The 22269-nt window shown below is 69.7% G+C and carries 28 protein-coding genes; 15 read left to right on the forward strand and 13 right to left on the reverse strand.

What is annotated here, in order from left to right; all coding sequences use genetic code 11:
- Window positions 1-17: 17 nt before the first annotated feature.
- From MOX02_RS08840 to MOX02_RS08850, 3 genes are read left to right on the forward strand one after another with little or no spacing between them, the layout of a single operon-like run.
- On the forward strand, window positions 18-473 hold the full coding sequence (locus tag MOX02_RS08840) for a hypothetical protein (protein WP_091882029.1): 456 nt from the start codon (window positions 18-20) through the stop codon (window positions 471-473).
- Window positions 466-1512 carry a serine/threonine-protein kinase gene (locus MOX02_RS08845; protein ID WP_091882032.1) on the forward strand — a complete coding sequence of 349 codons (1047 nt, stop codon included), beginning with the start codon at window positions 466-468 and terminating at the stop codon, window positions 1510-1512. The genes MOX02_RS08840 and MOX02_RS08845 overlap by 8 nt, the downstream gene beginning before the upstream one ends.
- Window positions 1512-1700, forward strand: a complete 189-nt coding sequence (locus tag MOX02_RS08850; protein ID WP_109951700.1) for a hypothetical protein — start codon at window positions 1512-1514, stop codon at window positions 1698-1700. The genes MOX02_RS08845 and MOX02_RS08850 overlap by 1 nt, the downstream gene beginning before the upstream one ends.
- 88 nt (window positions 1701-1788) lie before the next feature.
- On the opposite strand, the gene MOX02_RS08855 is transcribed toward MOX02_RS08850, so the two are convergent.
- Together MOX02_RS08855 and MOX02_RS08860 are read right to left on the reverse strand one after the other, a co-directional pair.
- Window positions 1789-2004, reverse strand: coding sequence for a hypothetical protein (locus MOX02_RS08855; protein ID WP_238179536.1), 216 nt, complete (start codon window positions 2002-2004; stop codon window positions 1789-1791).
- Window positions 2005-2537: 533 nt separating this feature from the next.
- Window positions 2538-3212 (reverse strand): Crp/Fnr family transcriptional regulator, encoded by a 675-nt coding sequence (locus tag MOX02_RS08860; protein ID WP_091950950.1) that lies wholly within the window; start codon window positions 3210-3212, stop codon window positions 2538-2540.
- A 185-nt stretch (window positions 3213-3397) separates the two neighbouring features.
- Here MOX02_RS08860 and MOX02_RS08865 point away from each other — a divergent pair, with 185 nt between their 5' ends.
- The 3 genes from MOX02_RS08865 (at window position 3398) to MOX02_RS08875 (ending at window position 6714) form a co-directional block, all read left to right on the forward strand.
- A complete protein-coding gene (locus tag MOX02_RS08865; RefSeq protein ID WP_091950948.1) occupies window positions 3398-4198 on the forward strand; it encodes a pentapeptide repeat-containing protein in 801 nt (266 codons plus the stop codon).
- Window positions 4199-4475: 277 nt separating this feature from the next.
- The gene (locus MOX02_RS08870; protein ID WP_091950946.1) at window positions 4476-5558 is read left to right on the forward strand and encodes a YeiH family protein; all 1083 of its coding nucleotides are present in this window, start codon (window positions 4476-4478) and stop codon (window positions 5556-5558) included.
- A gap of 64 nt (window positions 5559-5622) precedes the next feature.
- Entirely contained in the window at window positions 5623-6714 is a 1092-nt protein-coding gene (locus MOX02_RS08875; protein ID WP_147025443.1) for a molybdopterin-dependent oxidoreductase, read from the forward strand.
- A 14-nt stretch (window positions 6715-6728) separates the two neighbouring features.
- On the opposite strand, the gene MOX02_RS08880 is transcribed toward MOX02_RS08875, so the two are convergent.
- The 3 genes from MOX02_RS08880 to MOX02_RS08890 all read right to left on the reverse strand — a co-directional run bounded on the left by MOX02_RS08880 (window position 6729) and on the right by MOX02_RS08890 (window position 8978).
- Window positions 6729-7613 carry a LysR substrate-binding domain-containing protein gene (locus MOX02_RS08880; protein WP_091950942.1) on the reverse strand — a complete coding sequence of 295 codons (885 nt, stop codon included), beginning with the start codon at window positions 7611-7613 and terminating at the stop codon, window positions 6729-6731.
- A 61-nt stretch (window positions 7614-7674) separates the two neighbouring features.
- Complete coding sequence (locus MOX02_RS08885; protein ID WP_091950940.1) at window positions 7675-8472, reverse strand: anti-sigma factor family protein; 798 nt, start codon at window positions 8470-8472, stop codon at window positions 7675-7677.
- Window positions 8469-8978, reverse strand: coding sequence for a sigma-70 family RNA polymerase sigma factor (locus tag MOX02_RS08890; RefSeq protein ID WP_091950938.1), 510 nt, complete (start codon window positions 8976-8978; stop codon window positions 8469-8471). Before MOX02_RS08890 ends, MOX02_RS08885 begins: the two co-directional genes overlap by 4 nt.
- Before the next feature lie 197 nt (window positions 8979-9175).
- On the opposite strand from MOX02_RS08890, the gene copM reads away from it, so the two are divergent.
- Window positions 9176-9574, forward strand: a complete 399-nt coding sequence (copM, locus tag MOX02_RS08895; protein WP_091950935.1) for a CopM family metallochaperone — start codon at window positions 9176-9178, stop codon at window positions 9572-9574.
- A gap of 49 nt (window positions 9575-9623) precedes the next feature.
- Window positions 9624-11063, forward strand: coding sequence for a YncE family protein (locus MOX02_RS08900; RefSeq protein ID WP_091950973.1), 1440 nt, complete (start codon window positions 9624-9626; stop codon window positions 11061-11063).
- Between the two features lie 49 nt (window positions 11064-11112).
- Here MOX02_RS08900 and sorB read toward each other — a convergent pair whose 3' ends face one another.
- From sorB to MOX02_RS08920, 4 genes are all read right to left on the reverse strand, one after another.
- Complete coding sequence (sorB, locus tag MOX02_RS08905) at window positions 11113-11433, reverse strand: SorB family sulfite dehydrogenase c-type cytochrome subunit (protein ID WP_174804894.1); 321 nt, start codon at window positions 11431-11433, stop codon at window positions 11113-11115.
- Between the two features lie 13 nt (window positions 11434-11446).
- On the reverse strand, window positions 11447-12658 hold the full coding sequence (gene sorA, locus MOX02_RS08910) for a SorA family sulfite dehydrogenase catalytic subunit (RefSeq protein WP_091950930.1): 1212 nt from the start codon (window positions 12656-12658) through the stop codon (window positions 11447-11449).
- Window positions 12659-12781: 123 nt separating this feature from the next.
- Window positions 12782-13498 (reverse strand): anti-sigma factor family protein, encoded by a 717-nt coding sequence (locus MOX02_RS08915; protein WP_091950929.1) that lies wholly within the window; start codon window positions 13496-13498, stop codon window positions 12782-12784.
- Entirely contained in the window at window positions 13498-13986 is a 489-nt protein-coding gene (locus MOX02_RS08920) for an RNA polymerase sigma factor (RefSeq protein WP_091950927.1), read from the reverse strand. Before MOX02_RS08920 ends, MOX02_RS08915 begins: the two co-directional genes overlap by 1 nt.
- A 506-nt stretch (window positions 13987-14492) precedes the next feature.
- On the opposite strand from MOX02_RS08920, the gene MOX02_RS08925 reads away from it, so the two are divergent.
- Entirely contained in the window at window positions 14493-14702 is a 210-nt protein-coding gene (locus MOX02_RS08925) for a hypothetical protein (RefSeq protein ID WP_147025444.1), read from the forward strand.
- Window positions 14703-14738: 36 nt separating this feature from the next.
- Entirely contained in the window at window positions 14739-15350 is a 612-nt protein-coding gene (locus MOX02_RS31750) for a GSU2403 family nucleotidyltransferase fold protein (RefSeq protein ID WP_174804895.1), read from the forward strand.
- Window positions 15351-15368: 18 nt separating this feature from the next.
- Here the strand turns inward: MOX02_RS31750 and MOX02_RS08935 are convergent, their stop codons facing one another.
- The 4 genes from MOX02_RS08935 to MOX02_RS31105 all read right to left on the reverse strand — a co-directional run bounded on the left by MOX02_RS08935 (window position 15369) and on the right by MOX02_RS31105 (window position 17414).
- The gene (locus tag MOX02_RS08935; protein ID WP_147025445.1) at window positions 15369-15587 is read right to left on the reverse strand and encodes a hypothetical protein; all 219 of its coding nucleotides are present in this window, start codon (window positions 15585-15587) and stop codon (window positions 15369-15371) included.
- Between the two features lie 44 nt (window positions 15588-15631).
- Window positions 15632-16381 (reverse strand): DUF4396 domain-containing protein, encoded by a 750-nt coding sequence (locus MOX02_RS08940; protein ID WP_147025446.1) that lies wholly within the window; start codon window positions 16379-16381, stop codon window positions 15632-15634.
- Complete coding sequence (locus MOX02_RS08945; RefSeq protein WP_147025447.1) at window positions 16378-17124, reverse strand: MauE/DoxX family redox-associated membrane protein; 747 nt, start codon at window positions 17122-17124, stop codon at window positions 16378-16380. Before MOX02_RS08945 ends, MOX02_RS08940 begins: the two co-directional genes overlap by 4 nt.
- A gap of 122 nt (window positions 17125-17246) precedes the next feature.
- A complete protein-coding gene (locus MOX02_RS31105; protein WP_170267751.1) occupies window positions 17247-17414 on the reverse strand; it encodes a hypothetical protein in 168 nt (55 codons plus the stop codon).
- An 873-nt stretch (window positions 17415-18287) separates the two neighbouring features.
- Here MOX02_RS31105 and MOX02_RS08960 point away from each other — a divergent pair.
- From MOX02_RS08960 to MOX02_RS08980, 5 genes are all read left to right on the forward strand, one after another.
- Window positions 18288-18710, forward strand: a complete 423-nt coding sequence (locus MOX02_RS08960) for a hypothetical protein (protein WP_147025449.1) — start codon at window positions 18288-18290, stop codon at window positions 18708-18710.
- 119 nt (window positions 18711-18829) lie between these two features.
- Window positions 18830-19327, forward strand: coding sequence for a PRC-barrel domain-containing protein (locus tag MOX02_RS08965; protein ID WP_147025450.1), 498 nt, complete (start codon window positions 18830-18832; stop codon window positions 19325-19327).
- A 204-nt stretch (window positions 19328-19531) separates the two neighbouring features.
- Entirely contained in the window at window positions 19532-19729 is a 198-nt protein-coding gene (locus tag MOX02_RS32835) for a ribosome modulation factor (RefSeq protein ID WP_306421681.1), read from the forward strand.
- An 83-nt stretch (window positions 19730-19812) separates the two neighbouring features.
- A complete protein-coding gene (locus MOX02_RS08975; protein ID WP_147025451.1) occupies window positions 19813-20205 on the forward strand; it encodes a hypothetical protein in 393 nt (130 codons plus the stop codon).
- Window positions 20189-22261: a sensor histidine kinase gene (locus MOX02_RS08980; protein ID WP_147025452.1), complete on the forward strand. Its 2073-nt coding sequence runs from the start codon at window positions 20189-20191 to the stop codon at window positions 22259-22261. Before MOX02_RS08975 ends, MOX02_RS08980 begins: the two co-directional genes overlap by 17 nt.
- Window positions 22262-22269 lie beyond the last annotated feature (8 nt).

The raw sequence follows: 22269 nt of genomic DNA on the forward strand, positions 1-22269 counted from the left end.
GCAACTGGGGGGATGCGGTGATCACGATCGGGATCAGGGCGGCGCCACGCGTGGTCACCTTCGCGGTCTACGACACGGACGCCAAGACGGTCATCAACGTCGAGGAGATCAGGATCCCGGCGGCCTTTGGGACCCCCGACGGGCTGAAGTACCTGCGCAGCAACCTCCTGGACGTCCTGCGCGAGTTCCGGGTCGAGAGGGCCGGCGTGCGGCTCACCGAGCCCAGCGCGCAGTCCCTCAGCATCGACCGCGTCCAGATCGAGGGCGTCATTCAAGAGGCCTTCGCCAGCAGCGAGCTCTCGGCCTATTTCGCGGGCCCGATCGCCACCGGGGCGGCCCGCCTTGGCATCGAGCGGACGCGGTTCAAGCCACTCGCCGACGGCGAGGACGGGTACGGCATCGAGAACTGGGGAAAGATGTCGAAGGAGGAGCGGGAGGCGATCCTGTACGCCATGGGGGCCGAAAATGCTTAAGCCGTACAACAAGGCCGAGCTGACCTTTGAGCGGGTGCGGGACATCGGCGCGGACGGCCGCAACTCGGAGACCTTCCTCTCGCGCGATCACCAGCTCAACGCGGAGATCGTAACGAAGCGGATCGCGAAGGCGAGCCTGGCCTCGCCGGCCGAGTTCTTCGCGGAGTCGCAGGCCCTCTACGCGAGCGCTCATCAGAACGTCGTTCAGATCCACTACGCCTGCTACGACGAAGACCATATCTACCTAGCGATGCCGTTCTACCGCCGCGGCTCGGTGAAGGGCCTCATCACGGGCCGCTACATGACCGTCCGCGAGATCGTCACGGTCGCCTGCCAAGTCCTGAGCGGGCTTCACCACATCCACTCGAAGAAGCTCGTCCACTTCGACGTGAAGCCCGACAACATCCTGCTGTCGGACCGGGGCGAGGCGCTGGTGTCGGATTTCGGGCAGGCCAAGCAGATGAACTTCGTCGGGAAGGCCGAGCAGGACCGGCACTACACCCCCATGATCCCGCCCGAGGCCCTGGCGGAGGATCGGTTCGACCTCACCTTCGACATCTACCAGTTCGGGCTGACCCTCTACCGGATGTGCAACGGGAACGAGGCCTTCCACGCGCAGCTGGCGAAGTACGGTCCGCCGGGACCCGGTTTCGACCGGGCCGGCTTCCGGTATGACGTCCGGAACGGGCGGTTCCCTGACCGCCGGGCGTTCGCGCCGCACATCCCGTCGAAGCTCCGCAAGGTCGTCCGCGCCTGCCTGGAGACAGAGCCCTCCGATCGATACGGTTCCGCCCTAGACGTGGCCAACGCACTGGCCGACATCGACGGCTGCCTGCTGGACTGGCGCCTGGAGGCAACAGCTGATAAGAGAGTTTGGAGGAAGAACGAAAACGGAACGTCGTACGAGTTCACCGTAAACGGGGACGGGAGCTCCGAGTGCTACAAGACGAAGGACGGCGGACGGCGGCAGCGCGTGACCGCCGCATGCCAGACCAAAATCTCCGAGCGGGACGTGGAGCGGCTGCTAGGTTCCTACTGATGGCCAAGATCAAGAACGACCCGAGCCGATACGTCAGGCGCTCCAGCCTTGCTGGGCGCCCGGCCGCCTGCGCGGGCGAAAAGGGCGATCAGGCGAACCGGAAGCCGGAGCGGGACTTCCTGGCCGCCCCCATCGGCGACGACTTCTACGTGGATTTCCGACCTCAGGGCCGTCGAGACAACACATAGAGATCCGCGCGACTGCGCCGCGGATCGCATTCGGGCCGTCCGGACGTGAGACGGGGCGAGCGACCGGCCCCGCACCGGCGCGACGAAGTCACCGCTTTGCACCGCAAGGCCGGCTGTAGACCGTGCCGTCGTGCTCCAGGGCGCCGTCCGAGCGCACGACGAGATCCACATCATACGGGACCTCCGCCCCACCCATGCCGTAGCAGCGCGCGGCTCGGACGCGGCCGCCGGGGATTGTCGCGTGCCGGCAATCCATCAGGTCGATGCCGACGTCAGGGCCTGGGCCGATGGTAATGTCGGGCATGCCCGGCGCGCAGTAGCGGCCGGGTGCGGGTAGGGGCGGACGCATCTCGGGCGCCATAGGCGGCTTCACACCCTAAGGCGCATTCTCTAGGTAGGCGCAGGGTGGTTCGCTCCCGTTCGCCTAAGCATCGTCGATGAGCAACGAAGCGCCGAGAGCCGACTTCGGGCTAGTCGGACTTGGACCGCCGCTCCCGACCCTTCTCGGGCCTTCGGATTGTCTGCTTATCGGCCATCTGATTGGCCCAGAACGACCGATCCTGGCCGCAAGCGGCCTGTCCTCTTAGGGGCTCAAGCTAAGGGCAAGCGGACGTCCTACGCCGCTCAGGTGAATGCCTCAAAGTGACCCATTGCAGACGGTCGGAATGTCCGCTTCCAGGCAGTTCAATGGACCCGGTTCGGCAACTTCTGGCCAGTAGTGGCCTGTCTGCTCTGGGGAGGGCTTGCCAAAAAGAGCAGACAAGGCCCTACCGAACCAACCCAGTCGTAAAGCTCGATTGGCGTCGGCCTCAAAAATGGACACCAGCACGCCGCCAGTCACCGCCGCCCGGCGGCCTCCAAGCGGGTCCGGTCAACAATCTCGACCGCGCCTCGACGAAGTTCGATCAGGCCCGCCTCGGCCCATTGTGCCAGAATGCGGCTCACCACCTCGCGCACGCTTCCGACATCGTCCGCGAGCTTTTGATGGGTCACCGCGGCGACGCCCCGCGGATCGGCTTCAGCGAGGAGGCGTTGCGCGAGGCGCTGCTTTAGCGGTGCGAACGCGACCTCGTCGATCAGCGTGAACAGGCCGGACATCAATCGCGTGTAGTCATCCATGACGAATCTGCGGAACGCCGCGCTGTCGCCGATCAGGTGCTGGAACGTGCCGACCGGCAGGGCCGCGAGTTCGGTCCGCTCCTCGGCCACGCTCTGCGCCGGAAAGGTGCCGCCGGACAGGAGACACTGAGTGGTGAGGGGGCAGGTGCCGCCCGGGCCAACCTTGTAGATCAGCACCTCGCGTCCGCCCTCCGACATCCGGAAGATCCGCGTGCGTCCCTCCAGGCACATCAGGTAGTTGGCACACTCGCCATTTAGTTCGTAGGCGATGGCGCCTGCATCCAGCACCGGGAAATGCACGGTTCCCCGAGCGATCTGAAGATGCGCCGGGCTGAGAGCTTGAAGAAGCGGAAACCGGTCGATCCACCGCTCGACCTTTTGGGCATCCGTCATGGCTGGCGTGGTCCCCCGGCCATGACGACGGGTTGATCGTCCGGCGCGCGTTGCGTTTTCCTCCCGCCGCGCCGGATTTGTGTGACCTGGGTCACCGACCGGGTGCAGCGGCCCGGCATAGCATCGCGACACAACGAACACGATAAGGGTGCCCGCCATGCGTGGCGCCCGCCGGGAGTAAACCGATGCGCCGCTTAGCCCTCAGCTTCATGCTCGCCGTCTTCGCTGCCGGCCCCGCCGCGGCCGAACAAGATCTGCTGCTCGGAGCCGACATGTCCTCGCCTGCCATGACGAAGGCCGAGATGAGCCGCGCCGACGTAGAGGCGATGATCCAGGCCGCGGACGGTAAGCCCATCGACCTGCACGACAAGGCGCTGTCGGGCCTCGATCTCTCCGGGTTGAATCTCCGGGGCGTCAACTTACGAACTGCGCGCCTGAACAAGGCCAATCTACGCGGCGCCGACCTCAGCGGCGCAAACCTCGAACAGGCATGGCTCCTGAAGGCAGACCTTTCCGGGGCCAAGCTCGCGGACGCGAAAATGTTCGGCATCACGGCGCGGGAGGCCAACCTCAGCGGGGCCGACCTCAGCCGGTCCATGCCCATCGGCGATTTCAAGGGCGCCAACATGAGCAGCGCCACGCTGGTCGATCTCAAGGGCGGAGCCAACATCAAGAATCAGTCCATGGGTCTGATGCGGGCGGTGTTCACCTCGGTGAACCTGTCGGGCGCGAACCTCAAGGGAGCCAACCTCGGCCGGTCACGCCTGGAGTATGCGAATCTTAAGGATGCCGATCTCACTGGCGTGGTGCTGATGGGCTCAGACTTGTCCGGGGCCAATTTGACCGGTGCTACGGTCACGGGCGCGGACTTCAAGAACGTCGATGTCAGCGGCGCTCGTCTCATCGACCTCCAAGGTCAGTCCGAGGCCAAGGACTGGGCGGAGAGGGTGAACATCGACCGTGCCGTCACTCAGGCATCCGATTGATCCGCCCGTTCACCAACCTGACGGCCCGCCTCTGACCTCAACGGTTTCTGTCTCAAGAAACCTAGTCAGCGGTAATCTACAACGTTCCCTGATATCAGCGAAGCCGCAAACTCGGGTTGCCCAATCGACAAGACTGGCTTCAAGCCAAAGCACGACGTTCGTCGTCCCCAGCCAAATCATCGCATCGCGTGATCAAAATGATCGATACGTTCCATTGGATCGAACGAATGGACGCGGTCATGGTCGTGGCAGATCCAGTCCGCGAGGTGCACGCACCATGCCCGCAGCAGCCTTTCTCCGATCACGCGCGCTTGCTCTGTCTTCCATCCTGCCCGGCCTGAGCCTTTGCCTCGCGGTGACGGGCGCCGCCCTCGGGCTGGAGATGGTCGAGAAGCATATCTTCGGCCGTGCGTGGCTGGAGGCTCTGGTCCTCTCCATCGTGCTGGGCACGGCCGTCCGCACGGCCTGGAACCCTGGTCGGCGCTTCGCTCGCGGTATCGCGTTCGGCGCCAAGACCGTCCTGGAAATCGCCGTCGTCCTGCTCGGCGCCTCGCTCAGCCTCGGGACGCTGCTCGCGGCCGGGCCGGGGCTCCTCGTCGGCATCGCGGTGGTGGTGGCCCTCGCCATTGCGGCGAGCTACGGCATCGGCCGAGTTCTCGGGTTGACCCCGCGCCTGGCCATCCTCGTCGCCTGCGGCAACTCGATCTGTGGAAACTCGGCGATCGCGGCGGCGGCCCCGGTGATCGACGCGGACGGCGAGGACGTCGCCTCTTCCATCGCCTTCACCGCCGTGCTCGGCGTTCTCGTCGTTCTCGGGTTGCCGCTGCTCGTGCCGCTGCTCGGACTCTCACCGATGCAGTACGGTGTGCTCGCGGGGCTCACGGTCTACGCCGTGCCGCAGGTTCTCGCCGCAACCGCCCCGGTGGCCGCCCTCAGCGTCCAAGTCGGCACCCTGGTCAAGCTGGTCCGCGTGCTGATGCTTGGGCCAGTGGTCCTGGCTCTCTCGCTCGGGATTAGCTGGCTGCGCGCGGGGACGGGCGTGACCGTACCGCACCGCACGGCCGGCGAGCGCCCCGCCTCGGGCCGGATGCCGCTGCACCGGCTGGTGCCGTGGTTCATCCTCGCCTTCCTGGCCTTGACGGGTCTTCGCTCCGCGGAGCTCGTTCCCGAAGCGGCTTTGCACCCCATGGCCGCGGCGGCGAACGCGCTGACCATCGTGTCGATGGCGGCCCTCGGCCTCGGCGTCGACGTGCGCAGCGTCGCCAAGGCGGGACCACGCGTCACCCTGGCGGTAGTCGCTTCGCTCGCCGCCCTGACGGCCGTGAGCCTCGGGCTGATCCGCCTGCTCGGCATCGCCTGAAATAGGCCTGCCACCCGGCGCGTATGAGCGCGTTGGAGTCCGACCTTCTGCGATAGAGACACCCATGTCGAGCTTGACCGAGCGTATGGCGCGCCTGATCGTTCATGGGGAGCGCCCCTACAATGCCGAGCCACCGCTGACCCGCCTGCGGGCCCGTTACCGGACCCCTGCGGAAGACTTCTACGTCCGCTCCCACGGCGACCTGCCGGAGATCGACGCCGCCGCATGGCGCCTGTCCGTCGATGGCGCGCATGTCGGTCCCCTCGATCTGTCGCTGGCGGATCTGCGCGCGCGTTTTCCCGAGGCGACCGTCACGGCCACGATGCAGTGCGCCGGCAACCGCCGCGCCGATATGCGGGCGGTCGCCCCAGTCTCGGGCGATCCTTGGGACGGCGGCGCCATCGGGACGGCGGACTGGACCGGCGTCCGCCTCGGCGACGTCCTGCGTGCGGCGGGCGTAGCGCCAGGAGCGAACCTCCACTCGGACCTCCATGTGGCCTTCGAGAGCCAAGATGTGGTGGAGGGACGGCCCTACGGCGTCTCGATCCCGCTCGCCAAGGCGGTCGCCGGCGAGACACTGCTGGCCTTCGCGATGAACGGGGCATCGCTGTTGCCCGAGCACGGCTTCCCCGTGCGGGCCGTCGTGCCGGGCTTCGCGGGCGTGCGCAGCCCGAAATGGCTGAAGCGCATCACGGTGCAGGACCATCCCTCGACCAACCCGATGCAAGCCGACGACTACAAGCTGTTCCCGCCGGACGTGACGGCCGAGACCGCCAATCCCGCGAAAGGCCACACCATCGAAACGATGCCGCTTAACGCCGCGATCTGCGAGCCCGCGCGCGGAGCCCGGCTCAAGGCGGGCGAGACCACCATTCGCGGGTACGCCATCGCGGGAGATCGGGCGATCGTGCGCGTCGATGTCTCGGGCGATGGCGGTCGGTCCTGGCATCAAGCTACGCTGGAACACGAGGCCGGCGCTCCCTTCGCCTGGACGTTCTGGGAGATCGTGCTGGACCTTCCGTCCGGCGAGCGCGACCTCGTGGTGCGCGCCTGGGACAGCACCGGGCAGACCCAGCCGGCGCGGCCGGACGAGACGTGGAACTTCAAGGGCTACCTCAGCGCCTCCTGGCACCGTGTGTGGGTCGAGGTCGCCTGAAGGGCCGCCCCCCGTCAGGGGGCGGCACGGATCAGGTCGAGCAAGGCGTCGGCGGCGCGACTGCGGTAGCGCTCCTTGTGGCGCAGGACCCGGAAGGTTCGCGTCGGCAGAGCGAAGGGCACGGCGACGAGCGCTCCGGTTCGCAGAGAGGGTCCGACCACCGCTTCGGATAGAACGCTCGCCCCGGCCCCCGCCACGACGGCGGCGAGGACAGCCTCGTTCGACGGCAGTTCGAGGGCAACCGTGAGTGCGTCCGGTGCGATGCCCAGCGCGACGATCGCCGCCTCGAAGGCGGAGCGCGTGCCCGATCCGGGTTCGCGCAGCACCCAGGAGACTGAAGCGAGGTCGGATCGTCCCGACCGCGCGCGTGCGGCCAACGGGTGATCAGGCGCGATGACGAGGATCAGCCGGTCCTCGGCGACCGGAGTGCTCGCGAGGCTGCCGTCCTCGATCGGGCCCTCCACGAAGGCGAGTTCCGCCGTCCCGGCTCGGACCGCCTCGGCGGCTTCGGCGGTGTTGCCGATGCCGAGCCGCAGGACGATGTCGGGATAGGCCGCCCGAAAGGCGACGAGGTGCCGGGGGAGCCAGTGGCTGGCGATGGTCTGGCTCGCCTGGATGGACAGCGTGCCGCGCCGCAAGCCGCTGAGGTCCGCGAGCACCTGTTCGGCCGCCTGGGCGCGGGCGAGCACCGCGCGAGCCTCGCTGAGAAAGACGCCGCCCGCTTCGGTCAGTTCGATGCCCCGGCCGACCCGGTGGAACAACTTGACGGCGTGCCGAGTCTCCAGTGCGCTGATGGCGGCGCTGACCGCCGACTGGACGAGGTTCAGCGCCTCGGCCGCCCGCGTGACGTGCTGGCGCTCGGCAACCGCCACGAAGATGCGCAACTGGTCGAGGGTCATGGCGTCTCGTGCTCGGCGGGGGCCTTGGCCGGCGTGGTCCGGCAGGGTTCGGATACGAGCATCACCGCGCGACTTCGCGCTTGCCCGAGACCTGCGCATCGACCGCCTCGGCGACCCGGAGCAGCCGCGCCTCGTCCGTGCGGGCCGTCACCACGTAGGACATCCCGGCATCGATCCACGAGAAGGCGGCCACGTCGTCGGCGCGGGCGTAGCGGAACACGCCGCGCCCGCCGGTCGGCCCGGCCCGGCTGTACAGGGTCAGGCGGGTGCCCCGGTCGTCGTCGTACATCAGCATCGCCGCCGGCTCGTCTCCGGCGGGGAGCAGGCGCCCGCCCATGAGCCGGAATCCCTGCGCCCGCAGGTCCGGCACGGTGACGGGCCGGCCCAGGCGCGCGCTGAGCCATCGCACGAGGTCGGTCGAGCCGTCGGCGCGGACCTCGACCGGATGGGCGGCCTCGACCACGTAGGTGCGGAAGGCGGAGACGGCCGCCTGCGTCATCGGTTCGGCGTGGGCGCCCGGGCCCGGCACGGCGCCGCGCCCGGCCCACCCGGCCGCGCCGCCGAGGGCGAGCAGGAGCGCCGCCGCCGCCGCGCTCGGCCACCGACGCGGGAGGCGCATCCGGCGCGAGCCTGCGAGGTTCGCGATGCGCAGGCGGGCGGGGATCGGCTCGTCCGCCACGGGCGCGAGGCGCGCCCGCAGGCGTTCCCGCACCTCCCGGTCGGCGGCGACCCGGGCGGCTGCCTCCGGATGCGCGGCGAGCCACGCCTCGACGCGGGCGCGGCGGCCCGGATCGAGCCGTCCGTCCACAAAGGCGTGCAGGTCGTCCTCGCCGACGGGACGCGGGTCGGACGCGGTCATTTCACCCTCCGCAGATGCCCGGTGACGATCGTGGGAGCCCGGTCGAGGAAGGCGCGCAACCGGCCGCGCGCCCGGCTGAGGCGCGACATCACCGTGCCGACGGGGATCGCGAGCACGGCGGCGACCTCGGCATAGGACATGTCCTCGACCGCGACGAGGAGCAGGACGGACCGCTGCTCCTCGGGAAGCGCGGCGATCCCGTCGAGCACGTCCCGCGCGCCCACGGCCGCCTCGGGATCGACCCCGACCTCCGCGATCTCCATCAGCGCCTCCGGGCCGACCTCGATGCCCCGGCGGCGGCGCACGCCTTCGAGGTAGCGGTTGCGCAGGATCGCGAACAGCCACGCCCGCAGATCGCCCTCGCGGCGCTGCGGCCAGGCGCGGATCGCCCGTTCCAGCGTGTCCTGGACGAGGTCGTCGGCTGCTTCGCGCTGCCGCAGCAGCGCGGTCGCGTAGCGCCGCAGGGCCGGAATCTGCGGTTCGATCAGGACGGCGAGGTCGTCCAAGGGTGGTCTCCGGATCGCGGCTACGGCGATGCCCGTGCCGCTGTTCGGAACAGAGATGCCGGAATTGCCCGAACTATTCCAAGCTTGGCCCCGGCGAGCCGATCACGCATCCGTGACCGCTTGACCGGGAGCGCCGGGGAATATCCCGGCCCGGCCGGCATCTCTCCCCGCGTGACCTCGACACTGCGGGAGAGACCATGCGCGGAGCACCGACGGCGATCCTCATCACCTTGTTCATGGCCGGGGGTGTCCTGGGCGGCGGCATGATGATGCGCGCCGGGCATGCGGAGACCGCCCCCGGCGGCTTCGATGCGATGATGGCCCAATCGATGGCGCGGATGCACGCGGACATGGCGGTGTCGCCGTCCGGCGACCCCGACCGGGATTTCGCCGCCATGATGATCCCGCACCATCAGGGCGCGATCGAGATGGCGAAGGCCGAACTCGCATACGGCCGCGACCCGGTCCTGCGTCGGCTCGCGCAGGGCATCGTCGTCGAGCAGGCGCAGGAGATCGAGGTCATGCGCCGCGCCCTCGCCGAGCGACCGGTCGCGCAGACCCCACCGACGCAGCCGCCGGCCCGCCACCACCACTGAGCGGATCGCCGTCCCCCGTCCCGACCATCAGCGCGAAGAGACCTTCATGATGCGACACCTCATTCCGGCGACCCTGCTGCTCGCCCTCCTCGGCGGGACCGCGCTTGCGGGCCAGGCGCCGGGGCCCGCCTCGGCGCCGGACGTGCCGGTCGGCCCCCGCGACCGGTTCTACACCTCGGACCAGTTCTCCAACACGGTCTCGGTGATCGACCCAGCCGCCAATACGCTCCTAGGCGTGATCCGTCTCGGCGACACGACGCCCGCGAACCTGAGCCCGCTCTATCGCGGCCAGCTCCTGGTCCACGGCATGGGCTTCTCGCCCGACCGCAAGACCCTGCTCGCCGTCTCGATCGGCTCGAACTCGGTCAGCTTCATCGACACCGCCACCAACACTGTGCGCCGCACAACCTATGTCGGCCGCTCGCCGCACGAGGCGTTCTTCACGCCGGATGGGCGCGAGGTCTGGGTCAGCGTGCGCGGCGAGGACTACGTCGCGATCCTCGACGCGGGGACCGGCAAGGAGACGGGCCGGATCACGGTGCCAAACGGGCCCGGCATGACGATCTTCTCGCCCGACGGGCGTTACGGCTACGTCTGCTCCAGCTTCAGCCCCGAGACGGTCGCCATCGACGTGAAGAGCCGCGAGATCGTCGGGCGGATCAAGCAGGAGAGCCCGTTCTGCCCCGACATCGCGGCGACGCCCGACGGCAAGCAGGTGTGGTTCACCCTCAAGGACGTCGGCCGCGTCCAGGTGTTCGAGGCCACGCCGCCGTTCAAGGCGCTCAAGACCATCGAGACCGGACCGATCACCAACCACGTCAACATCGCGCGCACGAAGGCCGGGCAGTTCGCCTACGTGACGATCGGCGGCCTGAACCAAGTGAAGGTGTTCCGCACCGACGACTTCTCGCAGGTCGCGACGATTCCCACCGGCGCGCTCCCGCACGGCCTCTGGCCCTCGGGCGATGGTTCGCGGATCTATGTCGGCCTGGAGAATGCCGACGCGGTCGCGGTGATCGACACCGGCAGCAACGCGGTGATCGCCACCATCCCGATCGGCCAGGGGCCGCAGGGGGTGGCCTACGTCCCGGACGCGGTGTCGGAGGGAGCGGGTGCGCCGAACCTCCAGCCGCTGGGCGCGGCGGGCCAGTCGAGCACGCTGACGCTGGCCGGGCCGGATGGCAAGGCGGCCACGCAGGTCACGCTGTTCGACCAGGGCGTGTTGCAGACCCTGCAGGCGGCGGTGACGGGCCTCACGCCGAAGAAGCCCTACGTGCTGGCCCTCTCGGCCGATCCGAAGGGCGCCGGGCCGCTGGAGCCGCTGGCCGCCTTCATGACGAACCCGGCGGGCGCGGCCATCGTCAACGCCGTGGGCCCGATCCGGCAGGTGACGCAGAACGCGAACGAGGCCGCGCGGCGAAGCCTCGTCATCGTCGAGGGCAAGCCCGGCGAGACCGGCGCGACGGTCCAGACGCAGGCACCGCGCTGACGGGACGAGGGGGGCGGTCGCCGGACCGCCCCCTGTTTCCAGCCGCGCCTCAGTAGGTGTCGGCGAGGTAGGCGGCGATGGCCTTGGCCTGCGCCGCGTCGATCGGCGCGTGGTAGACCTTGACCATCTTGGTCACCTCGGACTCCCAGAAGGCCGCGCCTTTGCCGGGCGGCTGCATCGCGATGTAGTCCACCGAATGGCAGACGAGGCAGTTCGCCTGGGCCGCCTCGAAGCCCTCCGCGTGCGTGCCGGCCTTCGGCGCCCGCAGCTCCGCGGTCGGCTCCGGCACCGCGTAGGATTTCGGGGCGGCGAGGGCCGCGCCGGTGGCGAGGGCAAGCGCCGCCGTCAGGGCGAGGGTGGTGCGGGTCATCGTCGTCACTCCCTCAGGCCGCGCGCACGCGGGTGGTCTCGACCACGTTGCGCAGGTACCCGGCCGGGTTCCAGCGCGGCTCCATCGGCTGGCTCGCCCCGTCGTTGGCGGTTGCCCGCACCCGGATCGCGTGCGCCCCCTGCGACAGCTCCGCGTCGAGGGTCCAGGGCCGGAAGGCGTAGGGGCCGAGATCCTGCCCGAGCCGCGCTTCCGCCCAGGTCTTGCCGTCGTCGGTCGAGACCGCCACCGACTTGATTCCCGAGCCACCATCGAAGGCGATGCCGCGCAAGGGCGTGCGCCCGGCCTTCACGTCCGCCCCGTCGGTCAGGTTGGTGAGAAAGGAGCGCACGGTGAAGCGGTTGATCGGCACGGTCTTGTCCGCCGCCTTGCCGGGTTGCGTGCAGGCGCAGTCGTTGTCGGGGATGCGATAGGCCTTCTGCATCCAGAAGCCGTCGAAGGATTTGTCGAGCACGCTGATGCTCTCCAGGTGCTTGACCCAGTAGGTGCCGTAGAATCCTGGCACGACGAGGCGCAGGGGATAGCCGTTGAGCCAGGGCAGATCCTGCCCGTTCATGCCCCAGGCGAGCATCACCTGCCCGTCGCGGGCGTGGTCGAGCTTGAGCGACTTGGCGAAGTCCGGCGTCTCCGGGATCACCGGGCCGTCAAGGCCGGTGAAGGCGACCTCGACGGCGCCCGCCTTCACCCCGGCCTTGTCGAGCACCGCCTTCAGCGGCACGCCGGTCCATCGGGCGCAGCCCATCGCCCCGTTGGCGAGCTGCCCGCCGGCCATGCGCGGTTCGAAGAAGCCGCGAGAGTTGCCCGAGCACTGATTGACCGCGACGATCTCGGTCGTCGGCATCGCCTTCAGGTCGGCGAGCGAGAGCGAGACCTCCTTCTCGACATGGCCCTTGATCGCAACCCGGTAGGTCTCGGGGTCGATCTCGGTCGGGATGTCGGCGAGGTGGTAGCGCACGAAGAACGCGTCGTTGGGCGTGATGGCGCCCTCGTCGAACACCGAGAACGGGGTCTCCAGTTGCGGCGGGCGCGCGGTCATCTGGAGCAGCGGGCGCTTGCCCGGATAGGCCACCAGGGGCCGCTCGCCGTTGCCGAAGGGCAGCGTGGTGGTGTCGCCCGCGAGTGCCCGCAACGACGCGAAGCTGCCGCCGCCGAGGCCCGCCAGGGCGGTGAGACCCGCCCGCCTGATGAGATCGCGTCTGTCGAGCATCCGATTCCTCCCCGGTTTCGCGCGTGACTCCGGCGACCGGGCCCGCGACGTGCGGAGGAGGAGACGCACGTCGCCCCCGGTCTATTCGCGGCGGGTCGAAATAAATTCCGCGGCCCGCGCCGGTCAGCCGGTGCAGGGGCGTTCAGAGAGGCCGGTGGCCCGGTCCAGGGCGAGCCGCAGGCGGTCCGTCTTGGTCGGTTCGGTGAGGAGCACGGCCGCCTCGGCCAGCAGGGCGAAGCGCTCGGCCGGCACCGTCTCGGACAGGAGGACGTAGCGGCGCCCCTTGCTGTCCCAGCGCGCCACACGCAGGTCGCGGTCCCCTTGCGCGATCTCGAGTCCGGCCTGCCCGCGCGACGGCCTGCTCCAGACGGCGAGCCGGCAGCCGTGACGCCCCTCGTAACCGGCAAGCCGGCCAGCCGAACCGTCACCCTCGGACAGGTAGACCAAGCGGAAGCCCGCCGCCCCGAGATCGAGGGGGAAGCCGTTCAGGCCGCCCGCGGGCTGCATGGCGTTCGCGGGTGCGCCCGCCGCACTCCAGGCCATGAAGGCCGCGCGCGCGGCGTCGGCCGGCGGGCGAGACGACGGGGCCAGCCAGCCGGTGCCGACGAGGACGACCAGGGCCGCGGCGCACGCCCATCCGAGGGAGGCGCGGGCCATCGGCGCGCGCGGGGGCGGCACGACCGCAGCCTTCACCTCCCGTTTCACCCCCTGCTTCAGCCGGGTCAGGGTCGCGACCCGCGCGGCCAGGACCGGATCGCGGGCCAGCGTCTCCGCGACCGCGCGCCGGTCCTTCGCATCAAGTTCCCCATCGACGTAGGCATTGAGGGTCTCCCAGCGCATCACGGCCCCTCGCTCCCATCGGACGGCTCGGCGATCCGGTGCAGCATGATCCGCCTCGCCCTGTGCAGACGGCTCATGACCGTGCCGACGGGAATGCCGAGCCGTTTGGCGGTCTCCCGGTAGCTCAGGCCTTCGACGTCCACGCAGGTCACGACCTTTCGGCAGGGTGCATCGAGGGTGGCGAAAGCCTGGCGCACGGCGATGGCCTCAATCAGGCGGTCGTCGAACCCTTCGTCGGGCCAATCCACGAGATCGTCCTCGCGGCGGGTCCGGTTCCGGCGGAGCCGATCGATCCAGGCGTGGCGCACGATCCGGAACAGGTAGGCGCGGGCCGCCCGCGGTTCGCTCGGCGTCGTCCCCGTCGAGAGCGCCTTGAGGGCGCTCTGCTGCATCAGGTCGCGCGCGGCGTCGGGCTCCCGCGTCAGCGTCAGCGCGTAGCGGAACAGGCGCGGCCACGCTTCGACGAGGTGCTCACCGATGGACCGCATCCTGATGTGTCATCCTCCCCGCACTCCATAGCACATCGATGCATGTCCACACAGAGTCGCAACGGTCGTCGATGGTTGTGGATGTCGGGAGGCCTTACACCTCTGCAGCTCTACTCGGAGCGTTGCTGTTGCTGAACAATCGATTGCAAGCTCGTATGTCTGCTTTCAGGCATTGTGAGGATGCGGTTTTAAGACCGGGGTGGGCGCGAAGCTGAATGTCCGGTTCCGGGTATCGAGTTGATGTCCGCTCATGGCGCACAGCAGAACCATCAGCGTGCGAACTCCTGACCCCTTGCGGACATTCAAGCGTGCCGGCCCAGAGGTCTGCTCAGTAGGAGGAAGCGGACCTAGCAGCGGCGGCCACGACATCAGGAGGTTGTGCTACATTAAACGTGGCTTCGCGAGGTGAAGATCATCCCGTCCTTCCCTCGTCGCGCCGGCATGGCCGACCGGTCCCGCGATGGTATCGGCGCCCCCGTCCTGATGCCGGTCGGCGTCCGGTGAGGGTGGGCGCTCTCACCCCCGAGGAGGTCCATGGCGCCGCCTTGCTCGGCGACCGCTACGAGACGCACCTCGCCCTCCTCTCCTCCGACCCGACGCGGGGCCGCGACGCGGAGCTGGCCCACAGCCGGGGGGAGCTTCTCGCCGCCGGACGCGAGTGCCTCTACCTCGGGCTGCCCACCGTCGGGTCGAACACGGCCGCCGTGCTGCGCTAAGCCGCCCGCCAGGGCTTCCTCGGCGACCCGCTCCTCGTGATCGGGCCCGAGGCGCCGATCACCTACGGGCTGGCCGCCGGCTCGCGGATCGGACAGGCCTTTCCTGCCGGCGCGCCGCTCGAATTGGTCGCCGGACCGGAGGACGCCGACACGGCGGCGTTCGACGTCCTCATGACCTTTTGCGGGAGTCCGTACCGGGCATCCCGCGGCAGGGCCGGCCCGGTCAGAAACCCGGCCGGCCACGAGGTGCGCCTGCACCGGCCCGACCTGGGGGCGGAGCCCGAGGGAGCGGAATGGCTTCTCGGCGGCCAGACCGTCGCCCGCGTCGTGGTCTCCGTCGAGGGGATCCCCGCCCAGATCGTCGCGCCGGAACCGCGGACCTTCGCCCTGCGCAAGCTCTGGCTGGCCCGGCGGACCGGCCGTGACCCGGCGGATCGCGAGCGCGACGCCCGTGATGGCGCGACACTGCTCGAAGCGCTGGCGGCGGGAATGCCTGGCTTTCCCCTGCACGAGGGCTTCGCGGGCGCGCTCCCCGGCCCCCTGCGGGAGGTCTTCGACCGCTGGCAGGCAAGGCGGCAACATCCCGCGCCTTCCCCGGCGCGGGACCTCGATATCCCGTCCTCGTCCGTTGCCGCGCCGAGGACGTGAACGCTCCGTCGGGCCGCCCTAGCCGCGCCGGGTCATGTTCATGGACATGCCCTCGCAGCAGCAGCCGCCCTTCTTCCCCTTCGTGGCGCCTTGGTTCATGGCCATGCCGCCCTTCATGCCGGGCTTGCCGCACATCATGGCGCCCTTGCCCTTGCCGCCGCCGCAGCAGGACATCGCCATCGCCGGGGACGCCGCCAGCAGCAGCAGGGCGGCCGAAGCCAGTGCGATTTGCTTCATGGTCTTTACTCCTCGCTTGAATGGGACACCGGAGGGGGTGCCCCTCACATCCGCTCCTTGATACCGGAGCCGACGAGCCACCAGTTCACCGGGTAGCTGGTCAGGAACCCCGCGACCATGGCGAGCTGCATGGCGAACCAGAACTCGACCGAGTGAACCGGCGCCCGCTGCCCGGCCAGGCGCGGGAAGAGCCAGAACTGCACCAGCGCCATCAGGCCGTACATCCCCACCTGCCAGGCGATCAGCGACAGGGTGTCGGCCTTGAGGGCAGCCACCAGGCCCTCGCCTGGCGAAAGGCCCCGCATCGGCACGATGGCGTAATACTGGAACACGATCCCGAGCGCGTAGGCGAAGACGAAGTCCAGCGCCCACACGGCGTACATCTTCTCCTCGAAGGCCCACTGCCAGCCGAACCAGACCGCCACCGCCGGAACCAGGAAGGCCAGCCACTCGGCGGCGACGTCGCCCAGCATGCAGCCGCTGCCGCAGTGGAGCGCGCCCTTGCCCACCATCACCGGGAACGGCGTGCCGGTCATGTTCGGCGGCTCCTCGCCCCGCTCCTTCGCGTGGTGGTGCGCCTCCATCGTCGCGAGGCGGCCGTAGCGGAAGTAGGCCCAGACCACGGCCACCGACCCGAATAGGGCGCTGACTGGCCAGACCACGTTCATCACGGTCATGTGCTGTGGGTGCCGGACCACCTCCACCGACAGCAGCAGCGCGCAGGCGGCCCCCAGCAGCAGCGCGGCAATCGAGACGGCATGGAGCCAGCCCGGGGCGGCGAAGGCGGCGCTCAATGGTGCGCCACCAGCATCCAGACGGCCATGGCGACCATCATCAGGTTCTCGGTCAGCGAGACGAAGCCGAGCGGCACCTTGCTCGCCCCGCCGACGCAGGCGCACTTGATCTCGCGCTTGTCGAGGTAGACCGCCTTGAACACCGAGGCCGCCCCGATCGTGCCGATGAACAGCGCCACCGGGATGGAGAGCCAGTTCAGGGCGCCCGCCACCATCAGGACGCCGGCGATGCCCTCCAGGAAGGGGTAGGCGTAGGCGTAGCGCACCCAGCGCTGCGCCAGCAGGTCGTAGCCCAGGAACATCGAGGAGAAGGTCTCGACGTCTTGCAGCTTGAGGATGGCCAGCACGCACATGCTGAAGGCGATGAACCACTCGCCCGCCCGCATCGTCAGCGGCGTGCCGTAGGCGGCGTAGCTCGCCGCCAACGCCATCAAGGCGGTCATCGCGAACACGGCGACGACGGGCGTGTAGCTCGTCGCGTTCGGGTCCTGAACCTCCCTGTCGAGGTGGCGGCGCAGGTCGTCGTAGCCACCGATGCGCCGCCCGCTGATGAAGGTCTGCGGGGTGGTCTTCACGCCGTGCTCGGCCTTGAAGGCGTCGGTCTCCTCGCGCGTCGTCAGCCAGTGGTCGTCGACCGTGAAGCCCTCGCGTTCGAGCAGGTCCTTGGTCTTCAGGCCGAACGGGCAGACGTGCTTCTCCATGACCATGCGATAGACGATGGCCCTGCGGGTGGTGTCGAGCATGGATCGGCTCCTCGTTGCCGGCGGTCCTGTTCGAGGGACAACCCGCGAACCGTCGGATCGGGCACGGGCGGCAATGATGCGTCTGCCGGCTCCGCCCGGAGGCCCGCCGAAACCGGTGACGGTCAGCCTGCCAAATCGCCGGCAACGTTGGCCACCGCCAGCAGGCAGAGACCCGCGAGCAAGGACGTCGCGACTACGGCCAGGACCACATCGGAGGCGCGCGGCGCCGCAGGGCATGGTCCGAAGGCGAGCTTCCGCCAGTGGCCTTTGCGAAGCATGGAACGGGACATGATGGGTCTCCTTCGCCCGGTTCGCTCCGGGGCGTGCGAATCGGGCTAGACCGTCGGCGTTCGCGAACGACCGGCATCAGGACACGAGGATACCGGCCAGGCCGACGAGCAGGAGCAGACCCACCGCCATCCCGCACGCAGCCGACAGCGGCCACGGGGTGGAGCCGTCGCCGTTGTCGTTGGCCGGACCCGGCAGCTCGCTCGGCCAGCGCCGCCACCGTCGGCAGGTCGACGGGGCCTGCAGGACCGACGGGCCCGATCCGGCGTCAGGGCGATGGCGACACGACATGACCTGGATATCGGATGCCGCGGCCGCCAGTGGCAGTGCCGCCAAGGACGCATCGGAGGTCGGCTTCGGCCGATGCCAGGCCACCGCCGAGGCGTGCCCAGTCCTCGATGGACACGTCCGCCGGGATCGTCGGCACCTGGGCGTCGCCCGTGCCGACCGCGCTTCCGGTCTCCGCCCGTCTTCCCCAAGCGAGCCGAGCCTTCCGAACGATGGTTGCCCTCATGTCTCTCCCTCGTCCCTGTGACCGGATCGGACGGGCACCGCCGCCCGCACGATGGCGGCAGGGTCGGCGGCTCCGGTTTAAGCTTTCGTGAACCAAACCGGCCGCGCAAGCCGACCCCGAGGACGCGCCCAGAGGCGTGTCAGGTTTGTCCTGACAGGAATACGGTCTTCTCCGACTGCGCGCCCATCCCCGGCGCCACAAATCACCCTATGGGCGGGGAGAGGGACGCCGAGCCCGAGCGTCCCCGGCGGTCCGGCGCAGCAACGTCCGGCCCGCGGGCTAAGGCATAGGCCACCCCGTCGAACCCGTCACGGTCGTGGCCCGCAAGGGTCAGTCACCACCATCACGGAGCTGATACCCGATGAAACGTCTCGCACTGGCCCTCGCGGCCGTATCGAGCCTGATACTGTTCTCGCCGTCGAGCGAGGCGCGGCCCTTCGGCAGGGGCCATGGCTTCCACCATGGCGGTTTCGCCGGCCACCACGGCGGCTTCCGAGGCGTCCGCCACGGCTTCCGTGGACACCGTTCGGTCGGCTTCCGTGGCTATCGCCGCGGCTTCGGCGGGTACCGTCGCGTCGGTTTCGGAGGTTCGCGCTACGGCTACGGGCGACGCTACGGCTACCGCCGCGGCTATCCCGGTCTCGGCCTGGCTGCCGGCCTCGGGCTCGGCCTCGCCGCAACGGCGGTCCGGCCGGCCTACTACGGGGGATACGGCGGCTACGGTTATGCCCCGGTCGGATACGGATACGGCGCCCGCGGCTCCTACTGCACCTGCGGCTACTGACCTCCGTCGAGGAGACCCGGCATTCCCGCCGGGTCTCCACCCATTCCCGACTCCCTCGGCGTGCGCCGGTCCGACCTCGGGACGGGTCGAGCCCACGTCAGCATAGAAAGGTGAAACCGATGAAGAACCTCGCACTCGGCGTCTTCCTCGCGAGTTCCGTGCTCGCCAGCCCCGCGCTCGCCCAGGACAAGGCGGCCCAGCCGCCCGCCGACGCTCAGACCAACCAGATGAAAACGCCGCCGGCCGGCACCGCGATGCCGACCTCGGCTGGCGGCATGGGCGGCATGACCATGGCCGACACCGCGACCGCCAAGATCAAGTTCGTCACCGCCAAGCCGGCCGAGGTGACCTCGTCGAAGCTCGTCGGCAAGAACCTCTACAACAACAAGAACGAGACCATCGGCGAGGTCGAGGATCTCGTCATCGACAACGGCAAGACGGTCACCGGCGTCGTCGTCAGCGTCGGCGGCTTCCTCGGCATGGGCGAGCGCTACGTGCTGGTCGACCCCTCGTCGATCTTCCTGCACAAGGCGGACGGCAAGCTCAAGGCGATGGTCGACACCGACAAGGACGCACTGAAGAACGCGCCCGAGTTCAAGTACAACAAGAACTCCTGACCCCCGATGCGTGGTCCCGTGTCCGCGGGGCCACGCCCAAGCATTCCAGCGCCCGGGCGGTGTCGGGATGAACCTGACAGGCGTCGGTGAGAACGGCGGCGCCCGGCGAAACCGCTTGTCGCCGGCTAGGATACGGGCGCTACTCGAAGCCACTTCGTAAACGTCGAGGCGGTGGAGGGAGTGGCGATGCTCATGGACGTCATCATGCAGGGATCCCGCGCCCGGGCTCTCGGGCGACCGCGGGATGCATGCCCCCATCCGGCCGACTCCCGCGAGCGCCGGGCCTGGTACGAGGGTTACGATGGATCGACCTGGGACTTCGCAGAGCGAGTTCCCCATCCGGCCGTGACGGCTCGCGGCCCCGCGACCAGGAACGGGGCGGTTGACCCGAACTTGGTCTAGGTCGCGGACCTTTCTCTCGACCCCTGGTTTCCCTGGCCCTTAGGCAGAAATTTGAGGACCGTCGGGAAGGCGGCGGAGAGGCGATGGGACGGAAGCGACCCCGCTCGTTCGAGGGCCGGACCTTCGGGAGCCTCGAACGGGTGGTCACCGCCCTGGTCGAGGCGGGCTTGCAGGACTGTGCGGCCGCGCCGCCGAACCTCGTCGAACGGCAGCGGGACCTGGAACGGAACGCCGCCACCGGGGGCGACCGCCAGGTCCTGCAGGTGATCGCGTCGGGACGTCGCCTCCTCGGCGACGAGCAGACGGTGACCGACCAGCGCGTGCTGACGGATGACGGCATGGCCGGCATGCCTGTCGAGGGCAGCGCGGTCTCGGCCGACCCTGTGGTGGAGAGCATGGCTCTGCCGGTCTCACCGGCGGGAACGTCCGCTACGGCCCCGCCTGATCGGTTGCCCCCGCATGTCCGCCGGACGTGAGAACGGCGATGCCGGCCGCCCCGAGATCCATCGCGGCAACGGCAGGACCTTTGTCGCGCTCGCGGTGGCGGCCGCCATTCCCGTGCTGCTGCTCAGCGGCTGGGTGGCGACGCTCATGGCGCAACAGGAACGTGGACTGACCCGCAGCGCCGCCGTGGCGAGCGCGGCCCGGGTGGCCGAGCGCGTCGCCTCCGACATCGCCACGCAGATCGCGGTCCTCCGAGCCGAGGCCGCCTCGGCGAGCCTCGACCGGCCGGACCTCACCGCCTTCTATGCCGAGGCCGAGCGGCTGAGGCGGGAGCACCCGCTCTGGGAGACCGTCGAGCTCGCCGGTCCCGACGGCGTCCAGGTCGTCAACCTGCTCCGCTCCCTTGACGACGAGCTCGGACCCACCGCCGACCGCGCGAGCTTCGATGCGGTGGTACGGACGGGGCGGCCGGTGGTCGGCGGGATCGGGCCGCTCGGGCCGATCTCGGGCAAGCGCCTCGTCGCGCTGCGGGTGCCGGTCGTCCGGGACGGAACGCTCCGCCACGTCCTCTCGGTCGGTCTCGCCACGAGCGCGGTCAGCGCGATCCTTCGCGACGCGGGCGCGCCGGAGGGCTGGGTCGGAACCATCGTCGATGCGGCGGGCAACACCATCGCACGCACCCGGGCCGAGGCGGAGGAACTCGGCCACCCCGCCGGCGCCGCCCTGCTGGCGGCGATCCGGCGGGAGCCGCAGGGCTTCTACACCGGATCGACGCTGGAAGGGCCGGACGTCGAGGTCGTCTACCGCACCCTGAAGGACACCGGTGGCTGGTCGGTGCATTTCGGTATGCCGGTCGCCACGCTGAACGCGCCGGTTTCGCGTTCCTACCTCCTGCTGGCCGGCGGCAGCGTGCTGAGCATCGGCCTCGGCCTCGCATTGGTCGGGCTGGTCGGGCGCGACATGGCCCAGCGGAGGGCGGGCGAGCAGGCGCGCTTCGCCCTCGCCCTGCGGTCGAGCGAGGAGCAGGGCGCCGTCGCCGCCGAGGCCGCGGAGCTCGGCACCCTACGGTGGGATACGGCCGAGGAGACCGTGACGGCCTCCCGACGCGCCGCCGAGCTCTTGGGTTGGGAAGCGGAGGTGCCGGAGGGGCGCGAAATGACCGCGGATGCCGACATCGCCTTCCGGGCGGTCGACGCCGGCGACCGGGAGCGGATGGCGGCGGAGATGCGGCGAAGCCTCGCCGAGGGCAAGCCCCTCGATGTGGAGTTCCGGGTCTTTCAGGCTGGTTCGGTGTCGCGCTGGGTGCGCCTGACCGGGCGAGCGCCTCGGCTTCGGCAGGGGGACCCCTCGGGCCTCGTCTACGGCGTGGTCTCGGACATCGAGCCGCGCAAGCGGGCCGAGGCGGAGCGGCTCGACCTGCTGCGCCGCCTCGGCGAGGCGCAGGAGAACGAACAGCGCCGGATCGCCCGCGAGCTGCACGACCAGGTCGGCCAGACGGTGACCGGCCTGTCGCTCGGCCTCAAGGGGTTGGAACGTCTGCTCGACGCGCAGGAAACCTCGGCCGAAGCCGGACGGCAGATCCAGTGGCTGCAGCGCCTCGCCGGCGAGATCGGGCGCGACATCCACCGCGCCGCCATCGACCTGCGCCCGACCGCCCTGGACGACCTCGGGCTGCGCGAGGCGCTGGCGACGCTGCTGCGCGAGTGGGGACAGCGCCACGGCGTCCGATCCGACCTGGAGTTCGTCGGGGATGCGTCGCGCCTTCCAGCGGCCGTCGAGAGCGCGGTCTACCGAATCGTGCAGGAGGCGCTCACCAACGTGCTCAAGCACGCCCGCGCGGCGACCGTCAGCGTCTGTGTCGACCGTCGCCCGGACGAGGTCCAGGTGATCATCGAGGACGACGGCGTCGGCTTCGAGCCCGGCTCCGGCACCTCCCCGTCCGAGGCGCGCACGCCGACCGAGCCGCGGCTGGGTCTCTCGGGCATCCGCGAGCGTTTGACCCTCCTGAACGGCACGCTCGCACTGGAGGCATCCCCGGGCGTCGGCACCACGCTGTTCGTCCGCATCCCGGTGACGCCAGCCGCCTGACCCACGAG

Source organism: Methylobacterium oxalidis, from assembly GCF_007992195.1.
Taxonomy (GTDB): Bacteria; Pseudomonadota; Alphaproteobacteria; order Rhizobiales; family Beijerinckiaceae; genus Methylobacterium; species Methylobacterium oxalidis.